Raw genomic sequence first — 23,030 nt, forward strand, 5'->3', positions numbered from 1 at the left:
ACACCTGGTGTCGTGTCATCTGTACTGCTTCCTGACCCCTTGATCCCTTGATCAGCGCCAACATTGTCCAGATAGCCACTCGGCACTGCAGGTGTAGCCGGCGGTGTATTATCTATTGGTGTTGAGTCATCATTATTATCACTATTCGATGCTGCAGCGATAATACCGCCAGCAACTAAAGGAATAGCTGCCCACAACCATGGGTTTACACCCGCATCGTGATAAAGTAATGGTTCAATTGAAGAAATAGGTTGGTAAATAACGTCAGACACCAACTCTTGTGGTGCTTCTGCTGGTAAAGCAGCAGGTAAATCTTCAGCTACAAGTGCTTGTGGTTCAACATCACTGTCTGCATCAGCGTCCGCATCAGCATCGGCGTCCGCATCATTTTCAGCATCTTTGAATTTTGCCCAAATCAACTGTCCATTTTCATCTTGAAAAACAAGACTGTTATCTTTAGGCTCAGCTGTTCCACTAAAGAAGCCTTCAATAACAATAGTCTCGCCATTTTTCAGGCGAATAACTGCATTGGTACCTTCCCTATTCACTTCCAATACATCACTGGCAGCCACTTTTACCAATACGACCGATGCTTCTGAAAGCTTTGCAGAAGTTCCCTTAATTGTTGACAAGGTATCGTGACTATCCTTGGCAATAATTTGTATTTCAGGCATATCTATATTCCTTTTATATTATTGATTTAAATGATTTTATGTATAATTCTTTTTACTTAATCTTTCTAAGTTTTTGACCTACAACTTAAAAACATTAAGTAATGTGATCATTTTTACATTAAACACTTTAAAATAAAAAAAACAAATACTAAAGTACCTAAAGAAAAAATTTTAATTAATAGAAATTATATATAAGTCTTAGTTAAGTTTTTCTTATGTTAATTTAATGAAAAATCACGTTAAACGTTTTATATAAAACAAATTTATTATTTATCCATTTATCATTTGTTGAAAAATCATTTAATTAAAATATTCATATAACAATTATTAACATCTTAATAAAATAAAATATATTATTAATGATATATATAGAAAAAAAAGGCTTTAGGTAATATTTTACTATTACACTAAAACCTCATTTTTAAATATCTTATAAATTTTAAAACTATTTATATTTAGAAATTATCTGGGCTCTCAAATCTTTTTACTTCTTGTAACTTATTCGGGTCATGCATTGTTGCAATTCCATCCTCTGTTTTTTGGTCTACAAGAATATCTGGATTATAAACGGTGATTGTTTCTCTACCCAGCGCATCCTCCCCCACAATATACTGAAAACCTCTTCGGTTCATCTTATGGCATAACCTTTGATAGAAGCCTTTTAAGCCTTCAGTTTCTTCGTTAGGGTTGTAATAAAAAGCATTCATCACAGCTGGTAAGCCTAGGCCGCACACAATACCTGATAACAATACACTAATAAATGTATATCCAATCAGGATACTACTATAGGGACTTAAGGCAGGGATATTAGCTACTGCCAAAATCAATGCAAGTGAAATTCCTCCTCGTACCCCACCCCAAGATAAAATAGTCAAACTACCGTTGTAGCTTTTAGTTCTACGCATTGTGGGGAAAAAAGCGAAAGCCATAAAGTTGGCAGCAAAACGAGAAATATGAAGAATAAAGAATGCAACAATACCGCCTAAAATCAGGCTAAAGTTTAGATCAAGAATAAATAACTCTAAGCCAATTAAAGTAAATAAGAATGAGTTAATGATTCCTTCTACTGTATGCCAAAAATGATTAACTTCTTGAATCTCTCGCTCTTCTCGTATTTCCTTCCATTTGTTTCCAACAATTAAACCGCCAATTACACAAGCAATCGGTGCTGATGCATGTGCAAACAAAGCAACCAAATATGCTCCACTTGCAAGTAAAGCTGTTGTTAAAATCAGGGACTCCATTTCGTGTTTACCACGTAATAGACGCAACACCCCTACCCCAAATGCCCAACCAATCCCGACGGCGACAACAATTTCATAAAGTAGAGCTTCTAATGTTGCCACCAATGAAAAATGTTCACCCTGTAAAACATTAAGTAAAGTCATAAACAATGCAATACACATTGCATCATTAAATAATGATTCACCTTCTAGCTTAACAATTAAATGATGTGGTGCTCGAATCGAACTAAGTACACCTTTAATACCAATTGGGTCTGTTGCCCCTAAAGCTGCACCTAAAAGTAATAGCACCAGAATTGGCACATGATATCCAACCAGTAATTGGAATCCGTAAAGTAAACTGCCAAATAATACGGCGCAGAGTACTAAAGCAATCGTTGCCAGAATACTAATTTGCTTCCAATAACTTTTTAGATCTGAAATTTTAAATTTGAGTGCAGAAGAAGTTAGAATAAAACAAATAACACCATTAATTAAAAAATCATAAAAATCGATATGGCGTACTGCTTCTTCAATATTATGAATGTTAATAGTAATAAACTGGTTACCATTTAGTAGGCTGGCACCCCACTGTAGAATAAAGACAAAAATTGCTGAGACCAGAGGTACGCCAATCGCCTGTGGAAAGCCTAAAATACGCTTATTAAAGATCGTGGTTGCTATTGATAATGCAAAAACCACTGTAAAAGCTTGTAATAGAAAAAAATTACCCATGAATACCCTTCTTCTGGGTCAACGACCAAATAAAAACTTTGCTAAATCGACCTAACTCATTAAAAAGCTGACATAAACAATGCCATAATCATAAAAAACAGAAATTAGGACACAAGTTTACCGAATTGATAGAACAATCTATCAATCAGTTAAATTTCTTAACATTATTTATAGTTATGATCTGAAAAAAAGATGAGCTTATTAAATATGTTTAACAAGACTCATCCTATAAAATTTTAAACTGGATTATTAAAAGTATCGCATTGGTTAATATCACCAGTTTTTAAACCAACCTGAAACCAGTGCATGCGCTGTTCACTACTACCATGAGTAAAGCTATCTGGAACAACCTGACCCGTAGAGCGCTTCTGTAAATAATCATCTCCAATTTTTTGAGCGGCATCCATCGCTTCTTCAATGTCACCTTGCTCTAAAAATTGAGTTCGCTGTTGATTATGACTCGCCCAAATACCCGCTAAACAGTCAGCTTGTAATTCTTGACGAACAGATAATTGATTACCTTCTCTTTGACTGACTTGTGCACGAGCTTGCTGTACTTGCGATGAAATACCAAGCAAAGTTTGAACATGGTGCCCTACTTCATGTGCAACCACATAAGCTTGTGCGAAATCCCCAGCTTGATCTTCCCTAGAAAGTTCAGTTTGGTTCTGCTCACCAGAAATTCCCATTTGCTGACGCATATCTTTAAAGAATTCTGTATCGATATAAACTTTCTGGTCTGCCGGACAATAAAATGGCCCCATAGCAGATTGAGCTGTGCCACATCCTGACTGAATCATTCCACTAAACAAAACTAATTTAGGTGGCGTATAACTTTTACCTAACTGTTTAAATATAGGAGTCCAAGTATCTTCCGTATCAGCCAAAACCGTTCCAACAAAATCCGATGCTTCTTTTTGCTCGGCCGTTAAACTTTCTGGCGCAGTTGCATTTGATTGTTGTGAAGCAGTAACTTGCTGCGTTGCTTGATAAGCCTGTTGTGGATCAACACCAAAGAACTTCCACGCAACAAATGCAACAACCAAACCAATAATACTGATACCGCCAGCTCTAACACCGCCACCACCTCGACGGTCCTCAACATTGCTACTAATTCGTCGACCTTTCCAGCGCATAATTTCCCTCTTCTTTTTAGAATGGCATCATGAACCCGATGCTTTTTTAGGCCACATTTTTTGTATTAAGCTCACAATTAATAGAACAATTGCACCTGCAACAAGTCCTATTCCAAAGTTAATCAATGTTGGTGTTAAAGCACCAATAATGTTACCCACTGCTGGTATTGTTTCCACATGATCCACTGTGTCTTCAGTTAAGTGATGAAGCAATGGAATCGTATGATTAATAATCCCACCACCCACTAAAAACATTGCAATAGTGCCCACGATTGAAAGTAATTTCATCAAAATAGGAGCAAAAGCTAATAGGCCTCGACCTATAGTTTGTTTAAATGAGGTCGACTGTTCTGTTAAATATAATCCCAAATCATCAATCTTAACAATCATACCAACTAGGCCATAAACGCCAATCGTCATCACAACAGCAATAACACTTAAAACGCTTACCTTTGTCATTAAAGTAGCTGTAGCAACTGTACCAAGCGTAATCACCACGATCTCAGCCGATAAAATAAAATCAGTTCTTACTGCTCCTTTTATTTTTTCTTTTTCAAAAGTTGCTAAGTCTAATTCTTCAGTTTCAAGCTCTGCTTTTGCTTCCTCTGATGTAGAAGCTTTTTTATGCATAATGGTATGAAGAACTTTCTCTACTCCCTCATAACATAAAAATAACCCCCCGAGCATTAATAGCGGGTTAATAAGCCAAGGTGCAATCACACTAATTAACAATGCTAAAGGAACTAAAATAAGCTTATTAACAAATGAGCCTTTAGCCACTTTCCAAACAATAGGTAGTTCGCGATCTGCGCGCACACCTGTTACTTGCTGAGCATTTAAGGCCAAATCGTCACCTAAAACTCCGGCAGTTTTCTTGGCTGCCATTTTGCTCATTAAAGCAACATCATCTAAAATTGTTGCTATATCATCTAGTAATAAAAGTAAGCCACTCGCCATTTCTTATCCAAGTTTGTATTTATTAAGGCTATTGTAAGATGATTTTTTTGAATTTCTGTAATTTTACTGAATAAATTCACAATATTATTTTAAGAAAAGTTTCCCCAATCGCTGACGAAAAAAATTTATTTCCCGTACAATAATGCCAATCTTTTATATTACAGGGCTTACTACCCCTGATTAAGCCAATACGATAGTGGAATAAATAATGAGTAATGTTGATCAGCGTCCAATTATTTTGACAGGCGACCGCCCAACCGGACAACTTCACCTTGGGCATTTTGTCGGTTCTTTGCGTTCTCGTGTAGGTTTACAGGATAGCCATCATCAACATCTCTTATTAGCAGATGCACAAGCACTAACAGATAATGCAGATAATCCAGATAAAGTTCGCCGTAATATTTTAGAAGTTGCTCTAGATTATTTAGCTGTAGGCATTGATCCAACAAAAACCACCATTTGTGTTCAATCTTGCTTACCAGCACTCAATGAACTCACAATGCTCTATCTTAACTTTGTGACAGTAGCGCGTTTAGAACGTAACCCCACCATTAAATCTGAAATTCAAATGCGTGGTTTTGAGCGTGACATTCCAGCTGGTTTCCTCTGCTACCCTGTTGCACAAGCGGCTGATATTACTGCTTTCAAAGCAACTGTGGTTCCAGTAGGTGAAGATCAGATTCCAATGATTGAACAAACCAATGAAATTGTACGTCGAGTAAATCGCCAAATCGGTCAAGATCTTTTGCCTGAATGTAAAGCTTTGCTTTCTAATATGGCACGTCTACCTGGTTTTGATGGTAAAGCGAAAATGTCTAAATCATTAGGCAATACCATCGTTTTAAATGCTTCTGATAAAGACATTAAAAAAGCTGTTAATGCGATGTACACTGATCCAAATCACCTTCGTATTGAAGATCCAGGTCAAGTTGAAGGCAATATTGTATTTACTTATTTAGATGCATTTGATCCAAATAAAGAAGAAGTTGAAGAATTAAAAGCACACTATCGTCGCGGTGGTCTTGGTGATGGTACGGTTAAAAAACGTCTTGAAAGTGTCTTAAAAGAGTTAATTACACCTATTCGTGAACGTCGTGAAGAACTTGCTAAAGATCCTGACTATATTATGGATGTTTTACGTCAAGGTACAGATAAGTGCCGTCTTATTACTCAACAGACTTTAGACGAAGTTAAAGATGGTTTAGGTTTATTTAAATTTTAATCCTTTTTGAAAACTAAAAGCCCTTCGGGGCTTTTTTTATTTATTAGATTCAATAATATTCATTTTTTAGAATTACTAATGTATTGACAGCCATTCACAGGCTTTTACCCTATTAACGTGAAGTAACACTTATTAACGCTAATAGCGATGAAGAATATCTTAACTTTATCTATTATCCTCTATGTAGGTTACATCATATGAGCCTCACGACATTTCTCCTTAAACCGAAACTGTTTTTACAGATTCGTTGTTCTACGCAATGATCACCCCAATCATTGCGTATTTTTTTTGCCTAAAAATTTTATTTATGAATTAGCTATACTTATAAAAACTCTTATTTTTCTTTAATAAATAAAAAAACACCGCATCATTTTTCAGATGCGGTGCTTTTTAAGATTCAGCGTAAAGCGATTAAGCTAAACCTTTCTCTTTTAAAACTTGCAACATAGTTGAACCAAGCTCAGCTGGGCTACGAGTGTAAGCCATACCTGCTTTTTCAAATGCAGCGAATTTCTCTTCAGCAGTACCTTGACCACCAGAAATGATCGCACCAGCGTGACCCATACGCTTACCTTTAGGAGCAGTTACACCAGCAATGTAACCTACTACAGGCTTAGTCACGTTAGATTTGATGAATTCAGCAGCTTCTTCTTCCGCTGTACCACCGATCTCACCGATCATGATGATTGCATCAGTATCTGGATCGTCTTGGAACAATTGAAGCGCTTCGATTTGGTTCATACCTGGGATTGGGTCACCACCGATACCGATACAAGTAGATTGACCTAAACCAAGCTTAGTTGTTTGAGCAACAGCTTCATAAGTCAATGTACCTGAACGCGAGATGATACCAATACGACCTGGTTGGTGAATGTGACCAGGCATAATACCAATCTTACATTCGCCCGGAGTGATCACGCCTGGACAGTTAGGACCAACTAAACGAGTACCGTTACCGTTAGTTTCTAAATAGCGTTTTGCTTTAAGCATGTCGATTGTTGGAACACCTTCAGTGATCACAACGATTAGGCCAACACCTGAATCAACCGCTTCAACGATTGAGTCTAAAACGAATGGAGCTGGTACATAGATTACAGATGCATCTGCATTTGTTTCACGTACAGCTTCTTTCATTGTGTTGAATACTGGTAAGTCAAGGTGAGTAGTACCACCTTTACCTGGAGTAACACCACCAACAACTTTTGTACCGTAGTCTAAAGCTTGTGCAGAGTGGAAAGTACCGTTTTTACCAGTAAAACCTTGTACCAATACTTTAGTGTCTTTATTAATTAATACGCTCATGATTGATACTCCCCTTACGCTTTAACTGCAGCTACAACTTTTTCTGCGGCATCAGACAAGCCGTTCGCAGAAATTAATTTCAAACCAGATTCATCAAGTAATTTAGCACCTAACTCAGCGTTGTTACCTTCTAAACGAACAACAACTGGAACAGTTACGTTTACTTCTTGAACCGCTGCAATAATCGCTTCAGCAATCATGTCACAACGTACGATACCACCAAAGATGTTGATTAAAACACCTTGTACAGATGTATCAGCAAGGATGATTTTGAACGCTTCGATTACACGCTCTTTAGTTGCACCGCCACCAACGTCAAGGAAGTTTGCAGGCTGACCACCATAAAGTTTAATGATGTCCATAGTTGCCATTGCAAGACCAGCACCGTTAACCATACAACCGATGTTACCTTCTAAAGCAACATAGTTAAGATCAAATTCAGATGCTTTTAATTCACGCTCATTCTCTTGAGATTTGTCACGTAAAGCAGCAACTTTAGGTAAACGGTAAAGCGCGTTAGAGTCGATACCTACTTTCGCATCAACACATAAAATTTCGCCATTTTCACGAACTGAAAGTGGGTTAATTTCAAATAATGCAAAGTCATTTTCAACAAATGCTTGGTAAGCAGCTGTCATGATTTTTACAAATTGACCGATTTGCTTGTCTTTCAAACCTAAAGCAAACGCAACTTCACGTGCTTGGAATGGTTGTAAGCCAACTAATGGATCAACTTCAACTTTGATAATTTTTTCTGGAGTTTCTTCTGCAACTTTCTCGATTTCTACACCACCTTCTGTAGAAGCCATGAAAGTAATACGACGGCTAGAACGGTCTACAACCGCACCTAAGTAAAGCTCACGCTCAACTGGGTATACGTCTTCAGCAACAATAATGCTGTTTACTGGTTGACCATTTGCATCTGTTTGATACGTTACAAGACGAGTACCAATGATATTGTTTGCAAATTCGATAACGTCTTCTTTAGATTTTGCAACTTTAACGCCACCAGCCTTACCACGACCACCAGCATGAACTTGCGCTTTCATTACCGCGAATTTACCACCAAGCTGTTCAAATGCAGCAACTGCTTCGTCTGCATTGGTAGCCAAGATACCTTCTTGTACTGGCATACCATATTCTTTCAATAACGCTTTAGCTTGATACTCATGTAAGTTCATTTAGTTACCTACTTAACTTTGTTTGTTGTCTTCAATTTGCGCAACATTCTCATGTTACATATGCAAATTGCTGTCTACGTCTTTCACCTTGATGCTTTTTTAATCACACCATCGAATGTGAAAAAGAGCGGAGAACCGCTCTTTATTTTATTTACGCTTACGTTGAATCGCGTGAATTGCACGACCATCTACAGCAAGTGCAGCTTCATGAACAACTTCAGAGAATGTTGGATGACCAAATGTCATTAACTGAAGATCTTCAACAGAAGATACAAATTCAAGAGCGATCATACCTTGGTGTACGATATCAGATGCAGCAGGTCCAATAACATGCATACCTAATAAACGGTCAGTTTTTGCATCAGCAACAAACTTAACAAAACCAGCACCTTCACCCGCCGCTAAAGCACGACCATTTACAGCAAAACCGAATTGACCAGTTTTAACTTCATGACCTTTTTCTTTAGCTTGTTCTTCAGTTAAACCAACCCATGCCGCTTCCGGATGTGTATAGATAACAGAAATGATTGTGTCATAGTTCACTTGAGCTGCATGACCGTGAATACGTTCAACAGCCATTACACCTTCTTCCATTGCTTTATGAGCAAGCATTGGACCACGAACCAAGTCACCAATCGCATATACACCTTCTACAGAAGTTGCACAGTGATCATTTACTTCAACTAGACCGCGTTCAGTCAATTTAATGCCTGAATCATCTGCCAATAAACCTTCTGCATAAGCTTTACGGCCTACACAAACGATTAATTTGTCAAAAGTCTGAGTTTTTTCTTCGCCGCCTTGAGTGTATTTAACAGTCACTTCACGACCATTAATTTCAGTACCAGAAACTTTAGCACCGATACGAATATCAAGACCTTGCTTAGTTAAAAGTTTTTGGTAGTCTTTTGCCAAAGCTTTATCAGCCATTGGTAAGAATGCATCCATTGCTTCAAAAACAACAACTTCAGCACCAAGACGACGCCAAACAGAACCAAGCTCTAAACCGATTACACCTGCACCAATTACACCTAAACGTTTAGGTACTTCTGGGAAGTTCAATGCACCAGTTGAATCAACAATAATATCTTGATCTACAGGAGCTACTGGAATATTTACAGGCACAGAACCAGACGCAAGAATAACGTATTTAGGTTCTAAAACTTGAGTTTCACCTTCATGAGAAACGAACTCAACTTTTTTACCAGCAAGTAATTTACCAGTACCTTTTAACCATTCAATGCCATTGCCTTTAAGCAATTGATCGATACCACCAGTTAATTGGTCAACAATTTTGTCTTTACGAGCAAGAAGCTTAGCAAGATCAAAATTCACTTCACCTGTAGTGATACCGTGATCAGCTAAGTGATGTACTGTATCTTCGTAACGGTGAGAAGAGTCAAGTAATGCTTTAGAAGGAATACAACCTACGTTTAAGCATGTACCACCTAAAGATGGCTTACCGTTGTGAATACGTTTTTCGATACAAGCGACTTTAAAACCTAGTTGAGCAGCGCGAATTGCAGCTTCATAACCACCAGGACCACCGCCAATAACAACAAGATCAAATTGTTGAGACATTGTTTATCTCCATGGTCCGAGATAGAGGATCACTCTACCTCGGTAATATTATTCGAAGAAATTAAAGATCAAGGATGAGTTTAGCTGGCTCTTCTAACAATTCTTTGATTGCTACCAAGAAACCTACAGCTTCTTTACCATCGATCATACGGTGGTCATAAGAAAGTGCTAAATACATCATTGGCAAGATTTCAACTTGACCATTTACAGCCATAGGGCGCTCTTGGATTTTGTGCATACCCAAAATACCAGTTTGTGGCTGATTCAAAATTGGAGTTGAAAGTAATGAACCGAAAGTACCACCATTAGTAATTGTGAAAGTACCACCAGTCATTTCTTCGATAGATAATTTACCATCACGTGCTTTAGCAGCATATGCACCAATACCAGATTCAACTTCTGCATAGCTCATACGATCAGTATCACGTAATACTGGTACAACAAGACCGCGATCAGAAGATACTGCAACACCGATGTCATAGTAACCGTGATAAACGATATCGTCGCCATCAATTGAAGCGTTTACAGCTGGGTAGCGTTTAAGCGCTTCAGTTGCTGCTTTAACGAAGAATGACATGAAGCCTAAACGAGCGCCATGACGTTTTTCAAAAGCATCTTTATATTGCTTACGCAATTCCATGATTGGCTTCATGTTAACTTCGTTGAATGTAGTTAACATTGCAGTTTCTTGAGTTGCAGCAAGAAGACGCTCAGCTACACGCTTACGTAAGCGAGTCATTGGAACGCGTTTTTCGATACGCTCACCAACAGCTACACTTAAAGGAGTAACGTTAGCAGCTGGTTTAGCTTGATGGTTTGCAACATCTTCTTTAGTGATACGACCACCACGACCAGTACCTTGTACGTCAGCAGCAGCAATACCAGATTCAGTTAATGCTTTACGAACTGCAGGAGCTTGATCAGATACAGTTTCTGTACGCTCAACAACAGGCGCTGCACCAGCTTGAGTTTGAGCAACTGCTTGCTCTACTGCTGCAGGAGCAGCCGCTGCTGCACCAGCACCAGCTTCAAATTGAGCAATAACTTCGTCAGAAAGAACTGTATCGCCTTCATCTTTAATGATTGCAACTAAGCTACCATCAGCAGGAGCAACAACTTCTAAAACAACTTTGTCGGTTTCAATATCACAGATTACTTCATCACGTGATACAGGTTCACCCACCTTTTTGTGCCAAGTTGCGATGGTTCCATCTGCAACAGACTCTGGGAATACCGGTGCTTTAATTTCGGTTGCCATTATTGAGAATCTCCTGATTGTTCAGCTTCGATTGCCAATGCATCATTAATTAGCTGAGCTTGTTGTTTTGCATGCAAGTACGGTGAGCCACAAGCTGGTGCAGCAGAAGCTTCACGACCTGCAAAACTGATACGGATTTGTTTGCCAGATTTTAAGATATCGTCATATAAACGCGGTGCGATAAATAACCATGCGCCTTGGTTCTTCGGCTCTTCTTGTGCCCAAACAAGTTCTTTCACGTTTGGATATGCAGCCAAGATTTCCGCAAGACGTTGCTCTGGATATGGATACAACTGTTCAATACGTACAATTGCGACATTAGTTAAGTTTTGTTCACGACGTTTTTCAAGTAAGTCGTAATAAACTTTACCGCCACAAAGTACAAGACGAGTTACATCTGACTTGTTAATTTGATCAATTTCGTCAATTACAGTTTGGAATGAACCATTCGCAAGCTCTTCTAAAGTAGAAGTAGCAAGTTTATGACGAAGTAAAGATTTCGGTGACATTACAATCAATGGCTTACGAATTGGGCGTACAGCTTGACGACGTAATGCATGGAAAATCTGCGCAGGTGTCGTTGGAGTGATCACTTGCATGTTGTCTTCAGCACATAACTGTAAGAAACGTTCTAAACGAGCTGATGAGTGTTCTGGGCCTTGACCTTCGAAACCGTGTGGTAACAACATTGTTAAACCACAAACACGTTCCCACTTAGTCTCACCAGAAGCAATAAACTGGTCAATCACAACTTGAGCACAGTTTACGAAGTCACCAAATTGTGCTTCCCAAATAATCAAGCTCTTAGGAATTGTAGTTGCGTAACCATATTCGAATGCAAGAACTGCTTCTTCAGATAAAAGAGAGTCGTAAATCGCAAAACGCGGTTGGTTCTCTTTCACATGACAAAGTGGAATGTAAGTTGAACCATCAGCTTGGTTATGCAATTTCGCATGACGGTGTGAGAAGGTACCACGACCCACGTCTTCACCAGTAATACGAACTAGATAATCTTCATCTAATAAAGTTGCATAAGCTAAAGTTTCTGCTGCACCCCAGTTTAAAGGAGTTTCACCAGTTTGCATTTTTACGCGGTCTTCAATTACTTTTTGAACCTGACGCTGCATTACAAACCCTTCAGGCAGTTTGCTCATGCCCTCGCCTAATTCTTTTAAGCGATTTAAATCAAATGAAGTATCCCAATCGTCTGTGTAGTCATGGCCCAAATATGGCGTCCAATCAACAAACATTTTGGTATTTGGTTCAAGAATCAATGCATTTGCTACATGATTACCCGCTTCTAAATCAGAACGGTAATCTTCAACCATTTGGTCTGCTTCAGCACGATCAAGTACTTTCTCTTGAACAAGTTGATCAGCATAAAGTGTACGAGTAGTCGCTTTCTTCGCAATTACTTGATACATCAATGGTTGTGTGCCAGATGGCTCATCTGCTTCGTTATGGCCACGACGACGATAACAGAACAAATCGATAACAACATCTTTACGGAATTCGTGGCGGAAATCATGTGCTAATTGAGTAGCAAAGATAACAGCTTCAGGATCATCGCCATTTACATGGAAAATTGGCGCCTGAATCATTTTAGCAACGTCTGTACAGTATTCTGTAGAACGTGCATCACGAGGATCAGAAGTTGTGAAACCTACTTGGTTGTTCACAATAATATGAACTGTACCACCAACCGTATAGCCACGAGTTTGTGACATTTGGAAGGTTTCCATATTCACGCCCTGACCTGCAAATGCCGCATCACCATGAACAATAACTGGTAAAACGTCATCACCGCCAATGTCTCTACGACGTACTTGACGTGCACGTACAGAACCTTCAACTACAGGACCAACAATTTCCAAGTGAGATGGGTTAAATGCTAATGCCAAGTGAACTTCGCCACCTGGAGTCATTACATTACTTGAGAAACCTTGGTGGTATTTAACGTCGCCAGAACCTTTTTTATGAATTGATTTACCTTCGAACTCACCAAATAAGTCCGCAGGGTTTTTACCCATAATATTCACAAGAAGGTTTAAACGGCCACGGTGTGGCATACCGATAACAACTTCTTTACAACCTACAGCACCAGCACGCTGAATAATCTCGTTTACCATAGGAATAAATGATTCGCCGCCCTCAACACCAAAGCGTTTAGCACCAACGTATTTATTACCAAGATATTTTTCAAGACCTTCAGCAGCAGTTAAACGCTCTAAGAAGCCTTTCTTTTGATCATTTGTGTAATTGAATTTACCACGGGCACTTTCAAGACGTTGTTGAATCCAACGTTTTTCTTTTGTGTCCACGATATGCATGTATTCAACACCGATCGAACCACAATAGATTGCTTCCATTGCTTCAATCATTTCAGCAAGCGTTGCTTCGCTTTTGCCGATTTCAAGATTGCCGGTATTAAATACAGTGTCTAAATCTGATTTGGTTAAACCGTGAGCTGAAAGATCTAAATCTGGAATCTCTTCACGCTTAGCAAGACCTAATGGATCTAATTTAGCTTTTTGATGTCCGCGATTACGATAAGCAGCAATAAGTTGTAAAACGCCAATTTGACGACGCTCATGCTCAGTACTTACAGTACTTTGTACAACAGGTTGAACACGGTTAGCATTACGTCCTAGTAATAGGAATTGCTCACGCACAGCGCTGTGTGGTTGGTCACCCTTTGGATATTTATCGAAATATTGGCGCCAGTCCTCAGCTACAGAGGTTGGGGAAGTCAGGTACTGCTCGTAAAGTTCTTCAATATACGCTGCACTATCAGCGGAAAGTTCAGTGTCAAGACGCAATGCGTCAGCAACTTCTTGCATTTGTGGACCCATTTCCTATTGCAAAAAATATTACAGGCTGCCTTTTAAGCACACCCATGATGCATAATGCCAAATTGGTAAAAAAGGCATTACTTACCCAACAGGTCTTCAAGACCATGGGGCGTCATACTACCTAGAGAGAAAACTCCATAGGTAATTAATGAATCACAACGCCCTCAATGGCATCATCACTCACCTTATACTCGATTAAAACCGAGCAATTTTTTGCAAATCTTTTTAGAAAAATTAACTTTAAAATTAACTTTTCTAAAATGACTTTAACCATAAAAATTAAGCACAGATCTAAGATCGTGCTACTTAAATTAATTTCACTAGTATACGCTTTTTTCACCTATAACTTTGTGGCAAATCGTATCATGTTCTTAAACATCGATTGATTTTTTTGACACATACCACCTATAAATTGGCGAAATACATAAGCGATTTTATCTTTTAATATATGGTGCAATATATAAAATCCTCGCTCTTTTCGACCAAAGTCTAAAGTTTACATTATAAAATTAAAAAAAAACGCACATCAAGGATGCGCGTTTTCTATTTGTGCAGAATTAACCCGCTTGATCTAATAGCATGTTACGGATGTGACCGATTGCTTTAGTCGGGTTTAGACCTTTAGGACATACTGACACACAGTTCATAATACCTTTACAACGGAACAAACTGAATGGATCGTCAAGACGAGCCAAACGGTCTGCAGTAGCAGTATCACGAGAGTCGATAATAAAACGGTATGCATTCAACAATGCTGAAGGACCCAAGAATTTATCAGGGTTCCACCAGAATGATGGGCATGAAGTTGAACAACATGCACAAAGAATACATTCATACAGACCATTTAAGTGTTCACGCTCTTCAGGAGACTGCAAACGCTCTTTAGGTGGAGCTGGTTGGTTATTGATCAAGAATGGCTGAATTTTGTCATATTGATCATAGAATTGGTTCATATCAACAACCAAATCTTTAACAACCGGCAAACCTGGTAATGGACGAATTACAATTTTCTCAGGCAGGTCGTTTAAATTCCATAAACAAGCCAAACCATTTTTACCATTAATGTTTACACCATCCGAACCACAAATACCTTCACGGCATGAACGACGGAACGTTAATGATTCATCTTGAACCTTCAAAGCAAGTAATGCATCAAGCAACATACGGTGCTTATCAGTCAATTCAAGCTTGAAAGTTTGCATGTACGGCGCTTTATCCTTATCAGGATCATAGCGGTAGATTTCGAATGTACGAGTACCTCTACTCATCTTTATACTCCCGATTAGAATGTACGTGGTGCTGGTGGAATTGCATCAACAGTCAACGGTTTGAAGCGCACTGGCTTATATTCCAAACGGTTATCTGATGAATACCATAAAGTATGCTTCATCCACTCATCATCACGGCGACCGTATGAATAAGTTGGGTGATCAGCTGGCAATTCATAATCAACTACAGTATGCGCACCACGACATTCTTTACGTGCAGCAGCTGAAATTAATGTAGCTTTTGCAACTTCATATAAGTTTTCAACTTCAAGCGCTTCAACACGTGCAGTGTTAAATACTTTAGATTTATCTTTCAAGTGAATGTTGCGCACACGTGGTTCAAGAGCAAGAATCTCTTTAACACCTTTATCAAGCAAAGCTTGAGTACGGAACACACCAGCGTGGTCTTGAACGATATCACGAATCGCATCAGCAACTTCTTGTGCATTTTCACCAGAAGTTGATTCATCCAACTTACGTACGCGATCTAAAGTTTGCTCTAATACATTTGTTGGAAGTGGCGCATATTCATCACCATGATGCTTAGTTACGTAGTCGATAATGTGCTCACCAGCAGCTTTACCAAATACAACCAAGTCAAGAAGTGAGTTAGTACCTAAACGGTTCGCACCATGTACTGATACACAAGAACATTCACCAATTGCATAGAAACCTTTTACAGGTTTAGTGTAGTTGTCTGTACCTGCTTCAGGTAAACACACTTGACCATGCATATTTGTAGGAATACCACCCATTTGATAATGGATTGTTGGTACTACAGGAATTGGTTCTTTAGTAATGTCAACGTTCGCGAATTTTTTACCAATCTCAAATACAGATGGTAAACGCTTCATGATTGTGTCAGCGCCCAAGTGAGTCATATCAAGTAAGATATAATCACCTTTTGGACCACAACCACGACCTTCTTTAATTTCTTGGTCCATAGAACGTGATACAAAGTCACGTGGAGCCAAGTCTTTTAAAGTTGGTGCATAACGTTCCATGAATGGTTCGCCGTCTTTGTTACGAAGGATCGCACCTTCACCACGACAACCTTCAGTTAACAATACGCCTGCGCCTGCAACACCCGTAGGGTGGAATTGCCAGAATTCCATATCTTGTAATGGAATACCAGCACGAGCAGCCATACCAAGACCGTCACCAGTGTTGATATAAGCATTTGTTGATGCACGGTAAACACGACCAGCACCACCGGTCGCAAACAATGTCGCTTTTGCTTGGAATACTGCGATATTACCAGTTTCTTGGTCAATCGCTGTTACACCAAGAACATCACCTGCTTCGTTACGGATCAAATCAAGAGCGATCCATTCAACGAAGAACTGAGTACCCATTTTCACGTTGCTTTGATAAAGCGTGTGTAATAATGCGTGACCAGTACGGTCAGCAGCAGCACAAGCACGTGGAACTGGTTTATCACCATAGTTCGCAGAGTGACCACCGAACGGACGTTGGTAAATTGTACCATCAGCGTTACGGTCAAACGGCATACCCATGTGTTCAAGTTCATACACAACTTTTGGTGCTTCACGACACATAAATTCAATTGCGTCTTGGTCACCTAACCAGTCAGAACCTTTTACCGTATCGTAAAAGTGGAAGTGCCAGTTATCTTCTTGCATGTTACCTAACGACGCACCAATACCGCCCTGAGCAGCAACTGTATGTGAACGTGTTGGGAAAACTTTAGTAAGTACTGCAACTTTCAAACCTGCTTGAGCAAGTTGGTAAGAAGCACGCATACCAGAACCACCACCACCAACGATAACTGCATCGAAAGTGAGGTTTTGAATATTTGAATAATCTTCTTTAGGGGTTATCGCGCCCATGATATCTTCCTATCAATTCGCCCAGAAAATCTGGATACCCCAGATTGCGTACACAAACACTGCAATAATGACAGCCGTCGTCAGTACAAGGCGTAAACCTTTCGCTGAAGGACCCATTTGACGAGTAGTGACATAGTCAGTGAAAACTTGCCACATACCAATCCATGCGTGTGCGATAAGCGATAAAATTGCCAATAAAGAAAAAATCTTCATTGGTAATGTCATCATGAAACCAGCCCACTGTTGATAGTCAAATCCACCTTTGCAGAGAATCCAACCAAAAAGAACAACAGTATAAGCTGCTAATACAACCGCACTTACACGCTGAATAAACCAATCACGAGAACCTGAACCAGTTAAACCTGTAGCACTTTTCATTAGAACATAATCCATACAAAGGCTGCGATAATGGCTACCACAGATAAGATCAATGAAATTGTCGCTGCAATACGACCACTTTGCAGTTCTTCAGCAAAACCTAAATCTGCAAGTAAGTGCTTAACTCCAGCAATAAAGTGGAATATCAAGCCGGCTGCAAATACCCAAACAACAAAACGTACAAGGATATTTCCAAAAACGACATTTTTAACGTAGTCAAATCCTTCTGGTGAAGATAATGATTTATCTAGAATCCATAAGAGAACTGGTACTAATAAGAAAACGATGACACCTGATAAACGGTGTAAAATTGATGCAATAGCCACGGGTGAGCGTAAATTTACCGCTAACACCTGACCCATGGACAAATTGACAGGTCTGTTGCTTTTCACAGCGGGCATCCTGTAGGTAGAAACTCCGACCGGAGTTTGTTGAATTAATTCCAAGGAAAGCTGGCATTGTTAGGCAAGCACAGCTCATGCCTAACCTATAAACGACACTGAATTATAAAACGCGAAGTATCAAAATACAAACAATCCACTTTGCCATTTCAGCAAAAAACTATTAAATAAGAATCATTCACAACAATATTACATTATTAGGTCAATAAAAAAACTATACCTATATACATCATGTCCTTGTTTAAAATAACTTTTTATTTAATTTCATTTTTTCTGAAATTTCTTTTAAATAAGCCGATTTTAGACTAAAGATAAAGTTATAAATTCCTCATATCAATAGAAAAATGATCATAACCCCCTATATTTTCAATGTGAGCCACATTTCAAATAAGTGAACAGACTTATATTTCAGATAGATATTAAGCGATCTACACTAGTTTTTCGAAAGTGAATTTCATTAAAAACAGTTCTTATGATTTTAAACTCATCTGATAAGCTATTTTTTATACAATTAAACTTAAAAAAAGAACAATATTCTTTGTTACAACTAAATAGAAATACAATTTTTTTTGAGTATAAATTTGAAATTACATCATGAGTTTTATGATTTTTTTAAGGGGATTGGCATTTTCTACCGTCTTATTATTTTGAATTACAATTTATAAATTTGCTTACAATTGTACTCATCCTTCATTTTTTTTCTGCACGTTCTTGTTGAATTGACTTATTATACCATCCCGATGCAGTGATTTTACTGACTTTTTTGCTCGGGTCTTGATGACTAACTCTCTGTGGGAACGTCATTTTTTATCCATAAGTATAATTGACAAAATTTCAGTACTCACTAATCTTATAGCAAATTTTGACACCGTCTGATTCGCACATGAGAACATTAGGATTTCGAGTCAGATCAACATTCACCAGGACAGGAGATCTATTGAATGTCTGAAGCAAATGGCAAAAAAGCCGTATTACATCTTGATGGCAAAGAAATTGGATTACCAATCTACAGTGGCACTTTAGGTCCAGATGTAATTGATGTCAGCAGCATACTGAAAGAAGGTCATTTTACTTTCGATCCTGGTTTTATGGCGACAGCCGCATGCGAATCTAAAATTACTTTCATTGATGGTGACAAAGGTATTTTATTACACCGCGGCTACCCAATTGATCAGTTAGCAACTCAAGCAGACTACCTTGAAACTTGTTATTTATTATTAAATGGCGAGCTCCCAACTGCTGAACAAAAAGTTGAGTTTGATACGAAAGTACGTGCTCACACTATGGTTCACGATCAAGTTAGCCGTTTCTTCAATGGTTTCCGTCGTGACGCTCACCCAATGGCGATCATGGTAGGTGTTGTAGGTGCATTATCTGCGTTCTATCACAACAACCTAGATATTGAAGATATCAACCACCGTGAAATTACTGCAATTCGTTTAATTGCAAAAATTCCAACACTTGCTGCTTGGAGTTACAAATACACAGTAGGTCAACCATTCATCTATCCACGTAACGATTTAAGTTATGCGGAAAACTTCTTGCACATGATGTTTGCTACTCCTGCTGACCGAGATTACAAAGTTAATCCTGTTCTTGCTCGCGCAATGGATCGTATCTTCACGCTTCATGCTGACCACGAACAAAATGCTTCTACATCTACAGTACGTCTTGCTGGTTCTACTGGTGCAAACCCGTATGCATGTATCTCTGCTGGTATCTCTGCACTTTGGGGCCCTGCTCACGGTGGTGCAAACGAAGCAGTTCTTAAGATGCTTGATGAAATTGGTAGCGTTGAAAACGTTGCAGAGTTCATGGAAAAAGTTAAACGTAAAGAAGTTAAGCTTATGGGCTTCGGTCACCGCGTTTACAAAAACTTCGACCCACGCGCTAAAGTAATGAAGCAAACTTGTGACGAAGTTCTTGAAGCTTTAGGCATCAACGATCCTCAATTAGCACTTGCTATGGAACTTGAGCGTATCGCATTGAACGACCCGTACTTCGTTGAGCGTAAACTTTACCCTAACGTAGACTTCTACTCAGGTATCATCCTTAAAGCGATTGGTATCCCAACAGAAATGTTTACTGTAATCTTCGCTCTTGCTCGTACAGTTGGTTGGATCAGCCACTGGTTAGAAATGCACAGCGGTCCTTATAAAATCGGTCGTCCTCGTCAGCTTTATACTGGTGAAACTCAACGCGACATCAAACGTTAATATTCGAAAGAAAATTAATGAAAAAAAGCTGCCAAAAGGCAGCTTTTTTATTTACGTCTTTTTCTACTCTAGACTTATTCTTCTTCATACATAGTTAACAAGTGATGGCTAATCCCATCTGCTCGCAACCAAGCCAACTCATAGCTCGCTTTAGCCAACGCTAAAACACGTCTTTCAAACTCCACCCATATTGTTTTGACTTGAGACTCCGAAATGCCCAAACCACTCTCGTGTGCTAGATGTTTATTCTTTTCACATATTTTTAAGGCGTGATAAAGCTTACGGCCTTGGCTCGCCCCTTCCATTAATCGAACACGCTTACTTAAAATAAATCCCTCAACATGCTGTAAGTCTGCATGAGGCAGCATCGGTACTAAGATTTGATTCAATTGATCATCTAAACGCTTCCATACAGCCAAACGCTGCTCTGCCGTATAAGTGTTCCATTGAATCACCTCGTGGTTAAAACGGCGACAACCACGACAAACCTGATCACCAAAAACTGTTGAACAACGCCCTGCACATGGGGTGAGAGAGAGCGTTCGATGATCATTACTCAAAACAAACTCCTTAAATAAACCATATACTTTTTATGGTTTTCTCGCTTATTACAAATTTTCGCGCTAAAATATGCGCCTTAAATTTCTATCTTAATACATTTGGAGTTTTCCATGAACGCTACTGTAGAACAGCTTGCACCTGTAGAACAGCAAGCGACCGCAGGTTGGGTTGTTGCAGCACTATATCAATTTAAAGAAGTTCAAGATCCTGCCGATCTTCAACAACGTTTATTAGACTTAGTGAAAACAATTAACCTCTGTGGAACTCTGATTGTAGCAGGTGAAGGAATTAATGGTACTGTTGCTGGTGATCGCATAGCAATTGATACACTACATCAGTTTTTGCTCAATGAAGGCTTTGGCGCTATGGAATACAAAGAATCCCATAGTTCTGACAAACCTTTCCGCAAAATGAAAATTAAACTTAAAGAAGAAATTGTGACTTTAGGTGTTGAGGTTAAACCTCGTGACTTAGTCGGTCACTACCTTGATCCTAAAGAGTGGAATGATTTAATCGCACGTGATGATGTAATTTTAATCGACACACGTAATGATTACGAATATAAAGCGGGTACATTTAAGGGCGCAATTGACCCTAAAACTGAAACATTCCGTGAGTTTCCAGAATACGTCAAGAAAGAATTAGAGCAACATAAAGACAAAAAAATTGCGATGTTCTGTACTGGTGGTATTCGCTGTGAAAAATCAACTTCTTTACTTCTTCAAGAAGGATTTAAAGAGGTTTACCATCTTAAAGGCGGTATCCTTAAGTACCTAGAAGAAACCCCTGCTGATGAAAGCTTATGGGAAGGTGAATGTTTCGTATTTGACGGACGTACTGCTGTAACTCATGGTGTAGAGGAAGGCGTGAATATTAAATGTCATGCTTGCGGTTGGCCTTTAACTCCTGAAGAGTCTGCTCTACCAAGTTACGAACACGGTGTTTCTTGCGTTTATTGCATCGACAAAACTACTGAAAAGCAAAAAGCTGGTTTCCGTATGCGCCAGTCACAAATTGCTGCTGCAAAGCGTAAACGTCTATAAAACTATAAAATAGTTTTCAAAGGGCACTTAGATTTCTAACTGCCCTTTTTTTATTTTATATCACTTAATTTTTCGTAATAAAAAACGCCCTAGAAAGGACGTTATTTATTATTTCTTCTAATAAATTAATTTGGCGTATGATACATCAAGTATAATTCATTCAAATTATCTGGGATTTCTTCTGCCAGCTCATCCATTAACTGTCCATTACGACGGAAAGATTCCATCTGTGGATCTTCTTCATCAATTCCACTAAATACCATCATTGGTAAAGTTAAATCAATTAATTGTTCTTCATATTCAGGTGCAAACCATGCATCTTCATTTAAGAACATCGCATCAACAAATCCAACACTCCAGTCGCCTAAGCTAGACTCAACATCCGCTTCCTCAATTTCAAACGGAAATTCAATTCCATTTTCATTTGCTAAGTCTTGTCGAATTGACTCTAACCACACTTTGATCTGCTGAATAATTTCGGCAGGAACTTTTTTATGGTTATTATCGAATAATTCATCTAACCAACGATCAAACTGAGGGCCTACTGCAATTGCACACAGAAAACCATGAGTTGCAGCGAAATCCAGACCATACTCATTGTGGTCTCCATCTAGATATTCACTTAATTGGTCTAAATCTAACGCACTCATTGTGTTACCTGACTATAAAAAAGAAATCTACGATAGCATAGCATCTAAGCTGACGATGCCCTATTCAGATTTGATTAGTCTTCATCATCAAGATCATCATCGTCTAAATCGTAATCAAAATCTTTTAACTCACGCTCTAAACGGCGTTGAGCCAATAGATCATCAATTAATCTACGTTTTTCTAATGATTCTTTCGCAGTGATTTTGCCTGATGACTCATCAAAACCGACATCATCATCATCACCGTAGTTATCATCTAATTCAAAATCTGTAGAAGACACTAAAACTACCTCTAATGAAAAAATGTGAATGGGTCTAGCCGCTATTTATCTTGGTTATTAAATCGTGTCAAGTTTTATTTATATTTTTTTCATTAAACTGCATATTTGTACTTTTTTTCGCCCAAAAAATTGTGTATTTATAAAGCTGAACTATTTTTTTGATCAAAAAAAAATTCTATGATTTTTTCGATGATTTAAGCTTGAAAAAAATGATTTTATCCCAATATTCAAAAAACAGACGTGAATTCAAAGATATTTTTT

The 23,030-nt window shown here is 38.7% G+C and carries 21 protein-coding genes; 4 read left to right on the forward strand and 17 right to left on the reverse strand.

The genetic code is table 11. The annotated features are described in order from the left end of the window. The 4 genes from RMA94_RS00540 to RMA94_RS00555 form a co-directional block, all read right to left on the reverse strand. The coding region (locus RMA94_RS00540) for a BapA/Bap/LapF family prefix-like domain-containing protein (RefSeq protein ID WP_311081439.1) at window positions 1–674 on the reverse strand (674 nt) is incomplete at its 3' end. Window positions 675–1,129: 455 nt separating this feature from the next. After that, window positions 1,130–2,632: a sodium:proton antiporter gene (locus RMA94_RS00545; RefSeq protein ID WP_002116022.1), complete on the reverse strand. Its 1,503-nt coding sequence runs from the start codon at window positions 2,630–2,632 to the stop codon at window positions 1,130–1,132. Window positions 2,633–2,868: 236 nt separating this feature from the next. Beyond that, entirely contained in the window at window positions 2,869–3,768 is a 900-nt protein-coding gene (locus RMA94_RS00550) for a neutral zinc metallopeptidase (protein WP_032056621.1), read from the reverse strand. Window positions 3,769–3,795: 27 nt separating this feature from the next. Then, a complete protein-coding gene (locus RMA94_RS00555) occupies window positions 3,796–4,725 on the reverse strand; it encodes a DUF808 domain-containing protein (protein ID WP_005072929.1) in 930 nt (309 codons plus the stop codon). Window positions 4,726–4,933: 208 nt separating this feature from the next. Here RMA94_RS00555 and trpS point away from each other — a divergent pair, with 208 nt between their 5' ends. Then, entirely contained in the window at window positions 4,934–5,947 is a 1,014-nt protein-coding gene (trpS, locus tag RMA94_RS00560; RefSeq protein WP_130173317.1) for a tryptophan--tRNA ligase, read from the forward strand. A gap of 411 nt (window positions 5,948–6,358) precedes the next feature. Here trpS and sucD read toward each other — a convergent pair whose 3' ends face one another. From sucD to sdhC, 10 genes are all read right to left on the reverse strand, one after another. Then, on the reverse strand, window positions 6,359–7,249 hold the full coding sequence (gene sucD, locus RMA94_RS00565) for a succinate--CoA ligase subunit alpha (RefSeq protein ID WP_000114637.1): 891 nt from the start codon (window positions 7,247–7,249) through the stop codon (window positions 6,359–6,361). A 14-nt stretch (window positions 7,250–7,263) separates the two neighbouring features. Beyond that, a complete protein-coding gene (sucC, locus tag RMA94_RS00570; RefSeq protein ID WP_001048573.1) occupies window positions 7,264–8,430 on the reverse strand; it encodes an ADP-forming succinate--CoA ligase subunit beta in 1,167 nt (388 codons plus the stop codon). A gap of 147 nt (window positions 8,431–8,577) precedes the next feature. Next, a complete protein-coding gene (lpdA, locus tag RMA94_RS00575; protein WP_002116053.1) occupies window positions 8,578–10,011 on the reverse strand; it encodes a dihydrolipoyl dehydrogenase in 1,434 nt (477 codons plus the stop codon). Window positions 10,012–10,072: 61 nt separating this feature from the next. Continuing rightward, complete coding sequence (gene odhB / locus RMA94_RS00580) at window positions 10,073–11,269, reverse strand: 2-oxoglutarate dehydrogenase complex dihydrolipoyllysine-residue succinyltransferase (RefSeq protein ID WP_005064561.1); 1,197 nt, start codon at window positions 11,267–11,269, stop codon at window positions 10,073–10,075. Beyond that, the gene (locus RMA94_RS00585) at window positions 11,269–14,109 is read right to left on the reverse strand and encodes a 2-oxoglutarate dehydrogenase E1 component (protein WP_039763331.1); all 2,841 of its coding nucleotides are present in this window, start codon (window positions 14,107–14,109) and stop codon (window positions 11,269–11,271) included. Before RMA94_RS00585 ends, odhB begins: the two co-directional genes overlap by 1 nt. Window positions 14,110–14,266: 157 nt before the next feature. Next, on the reverse strand, window positions 14,267–14,395 hold the full coding sequence (locus RMA94_RS00595) for a hypothetical protein (protein WP_002116082.1): 129 nt from the start codon (window positions 14,393–14,395) through the stop codon (window positions 14,267–14,269). A gap of 283 nt (window positions 14,396–14,678) precedes the next feature. Then, window positions 14,679–15,389: a succinate dehydrogenase iron-sulfur subunit gene (locus RMA94_RS00600; RefSeq protein WP_002116292.1), complete on the reverse strand. Its 711-nt coding sequence runs from the start codon at window positions 15,387–15,389 to the stop codon at window positions 14,679–14,681. A gap of 14 nt (window positions 15,390–15,403) precedes the next feature. Further along, window positions 15,404–17,239 (reverse strand): succinate dehydrogenase flavoprotein subunit, encoded by a 1,836-nt coding sequence (sdhA, locus tag RMA94_RS00605; RefSeq protein WP_002116225.1) that lies wholly within the window; start codon window positions 17,237–17,239, stop codon window positions 15,404–15,406. A 12-nt stretch (window positions 17,240–17,251) separates the two neighbouring features. Continuing rightward, window positions 17,252–17,617 (reverse strand): succinate dehydrogenase, hydrophobic membrane anchor protein, encoded by a 366-nt coding sequence (gene sdhD, locus RMA94_RS00610; RefSeq protein ID WP_000833672.1) that lies wholly within the window; start codon window positions 17,615–17,617, stop codon window positions 17,252–17,254. After that, window positions 17,617–18,018 carry a succinate dehydrogenase, cytochrome b556 subunit gene (gene sdhC / locus RMA94_RS00615; protein ID WP_075384165.1) on the reverse strand — a complete coding sequence of 134 codons (402 nt, stop codon included), beginning with the start codon at window positions 18,016–18,018 and terminating at the stop codon, window positions 17,617–17,619. Before sdhC ends, sdhD begins: the two co-directional genes overlap by 1 nt. A gap of 472 nt (window positions 18,019–18,490) precedes the next feature. On the opposite strand from sdhC, the gene RMA94_RS00620 reads away from it, so the two are divergent. Next, window positions 18,491–18,616 carry a hypothetical protein gene (locus RMA94_RS00620; protein WP_081038229.1) on the forward strand — a complete coding sequence of 42 codons (126 nt, stop codon included), beginning with the start codon at window positions 18,491–18,493 and terminating at the stop codon, window positions 18,614–18,616. Between the two features lie 343 nt (window positions 18,617–18,959). Next, on the forward strand, window positions 18,960–20,234 hold the full coding sequence (gene gltA, locus RMA94_RS00625; RefSeq protein WP_002116327.1) for a citrate synthase: 1,275 nt from the start codon (window positions 18,960–18,962) through the stop codon (window positions 20,232–20,234). Between the two features lie 74 nt (window positions 20,235–20,308). Here the strand turns inward: gltA and RMA94_RS00630 are convergent, their stop codons facing one another. After that, a complete protein-coding gene (locus tag RMA94_RS00630) occupies window positions 20,309–20,794 on the reverse strand; it encodes a DUF1289 domain-containing protein (RefSeq protein ID WP_005064555.1) in 486 nt (161 codons plus the stop codon). 111 nt (window positions 20,795–20,905) lie between these two features. Between RMA94_RS00630 and RMA94_RS00635 the strand changes: the two genes are divergently transcribed. Beyond that, window positions 20,906–21,838, forward strand: a complete 933-nt coding sequence (locus tag RMA94_RS00635; RefSeq protein WP_039763286.1) for a rhodanese-related sulfurtransferase — start codon at window positions 20,906–20,908, stop codon at window positions 21,836–21,838. A gap of 125 nt (window positions 21,839–21,963) precedes the next feature. On the opposite strand, the gene RMA94_RS00640 is transcribed toward RMA94_RS00635, so the two are convergent. Then, the gene (locus RMA94_RS00640) at window positions 21,964–22,488 is read right to left on the reverse strand and encodes a YecA family protein (protein WP_086265654.1); all 525 of its coding nucleotides are present in this window, start codon (window positions 22,486–22,488) and stop codon (window positions 21,964–21,966) included. Between the two features lie 74 nt (window positions 22,489–22,562). Next, window positions 22,563–22,769: a PA3496 family putative envelope integrity protein gene (locus RMA94_RS00645; RefSeq protein ID WP_002116495.1), complete on the reverse strand. Its 207-nt coding sequence runs from the start codon at window positions 22,767–22,769 to the stop codon at window positions 22,563–22,565. Between the last annotated feature and the right edge of the window lie 261 nt (window positions 22,770–23,030).

Origin of the sequence: Acinetobacter sp. V115_6 (assembly GCF_031799025.1) — a bacterium.
Lineage (GTDB): Bacteria > Pseudomonadota > Gammaproteobacteria > Pseudomonadales > Moraxellaceae > Acinetobacter > Acinetobacter pittii.

Coding starts and splice junctions, on each gene's coding strand:
- gltA (WP_002116327.1), top strand. CDS start 18,960: ATGTCTGAAGCAAATGGCAAAAAAGCCGTATTACATCTTGATGGCAAA.
- RMA94_RS00640 (WP_086265654.1), bottom strand. CDS start 22,488: ATGAGTGCGTTAGATTTAGACCAATTAAGTGAATATCTAGATGGAGAC.
- RMA94_RS00545 (WP_002116022.1), bottom strand. CDS start 2,632: ATGGGTAATTTTTTTCTATTACAAGCTTTTACAGTGGTTTTTGCATTA.
- sucD (WP_000114637.1), bottom strand. CDS start 7,249: ATGAGCGTATTAATTAATAAAGACACTAAAGTATTGGTACAAGGTTTT.
- RMA94_RS00550 (WP_032056621.1), bottom strand. CDS start 3,768: ATGCGCTGGAAAGGTCGACGAATTAGTAGCAATGTTGAGGACCGTCGA.
- RMA94_RS00595 (WP_002116082.1), bottom strand. CDS start 14,395: ATGGTTAAAGTCATTTTAGAAAAGTTAATTTTAAAGTTAATTTTTCTA.
- lpdA (WP_002116053.1), bottom strand. CDS start 10,011: ATGTCTCAACAATTTGATCTTGTTGTTATTGGCGGTGGTCCTGGTGGT.
- odhB (WP_005064561.1), bottom strand. CDS start 11,269: ATGGCAACCGAAATTAAAGCACCGGTATTCCCAGAGTCTGTTGCAGAT.
- RMA94_RS00585 (WP_039763331.1), bottom strand. CDS start 14,109: ATGCAAGAAGTTGCTGACGCATTGCGTCTTGACACTGAACTTTCCGCT.
- sucC (WP_001048573.1), bottom strand. CDS start 8,430: ATGAACTTACATGAGTATCAAGCTAAAGCGTTATTGAAAGAATATGGT.
- RMA94_RS00620 (WP_081038229.1), top strand. CDS start 18,491: ATGATTTTAAACTCATCTGATAAGCTATTTTTTATACAATTAAACTTA.
- RMA94_RS00635 (WP_039763286.1), top strand. CDS start 20,906: ATGAACGCTACTGTAGAACAGCTTGCACCTGTAGAACAGCAAGCGACC.
- sdhD (WP_000833672.1), bottom strand. CDS start 17,617: ATGAAAAGTGCTACAGGTTTAACTGGTTCAGGTTCTCGTGATTGGTTT.
- RMA94_RS00555 (WP_005072929.1), bottom strand. CDS start 4,725: ATGGCGAGTGGCTTACTTTTATTACTAGATGATATAGCAACAATTTTA.
- RMA94_RS00600 (WP_002116292.1), bottom strand. CDS start 15,389: ATGAGTAGAGGTACTCGTACATTCGAAATCTACCGCTATGATCCTGAT.
- sdhC (WP_075384165.1), bottom strand. CDS start 18,018: ATGCCCGCTGTGAAAAGCAACAGACCTGTCAATTTGTCCATGGGTCAG.
- trpS (WP_130173317.1), top strand. CDS start 4,934: ATGAGTAATGTTGATCAGCGTCCAATTATTTTGACAGGCGACCGCCCA.
- sdhA (WP_002116225.1), bottom strand. CDS start 17,239: ATGGGCGCGATAACCCCTAAAGAAGATTATTCAAATATTCAAAACCTC.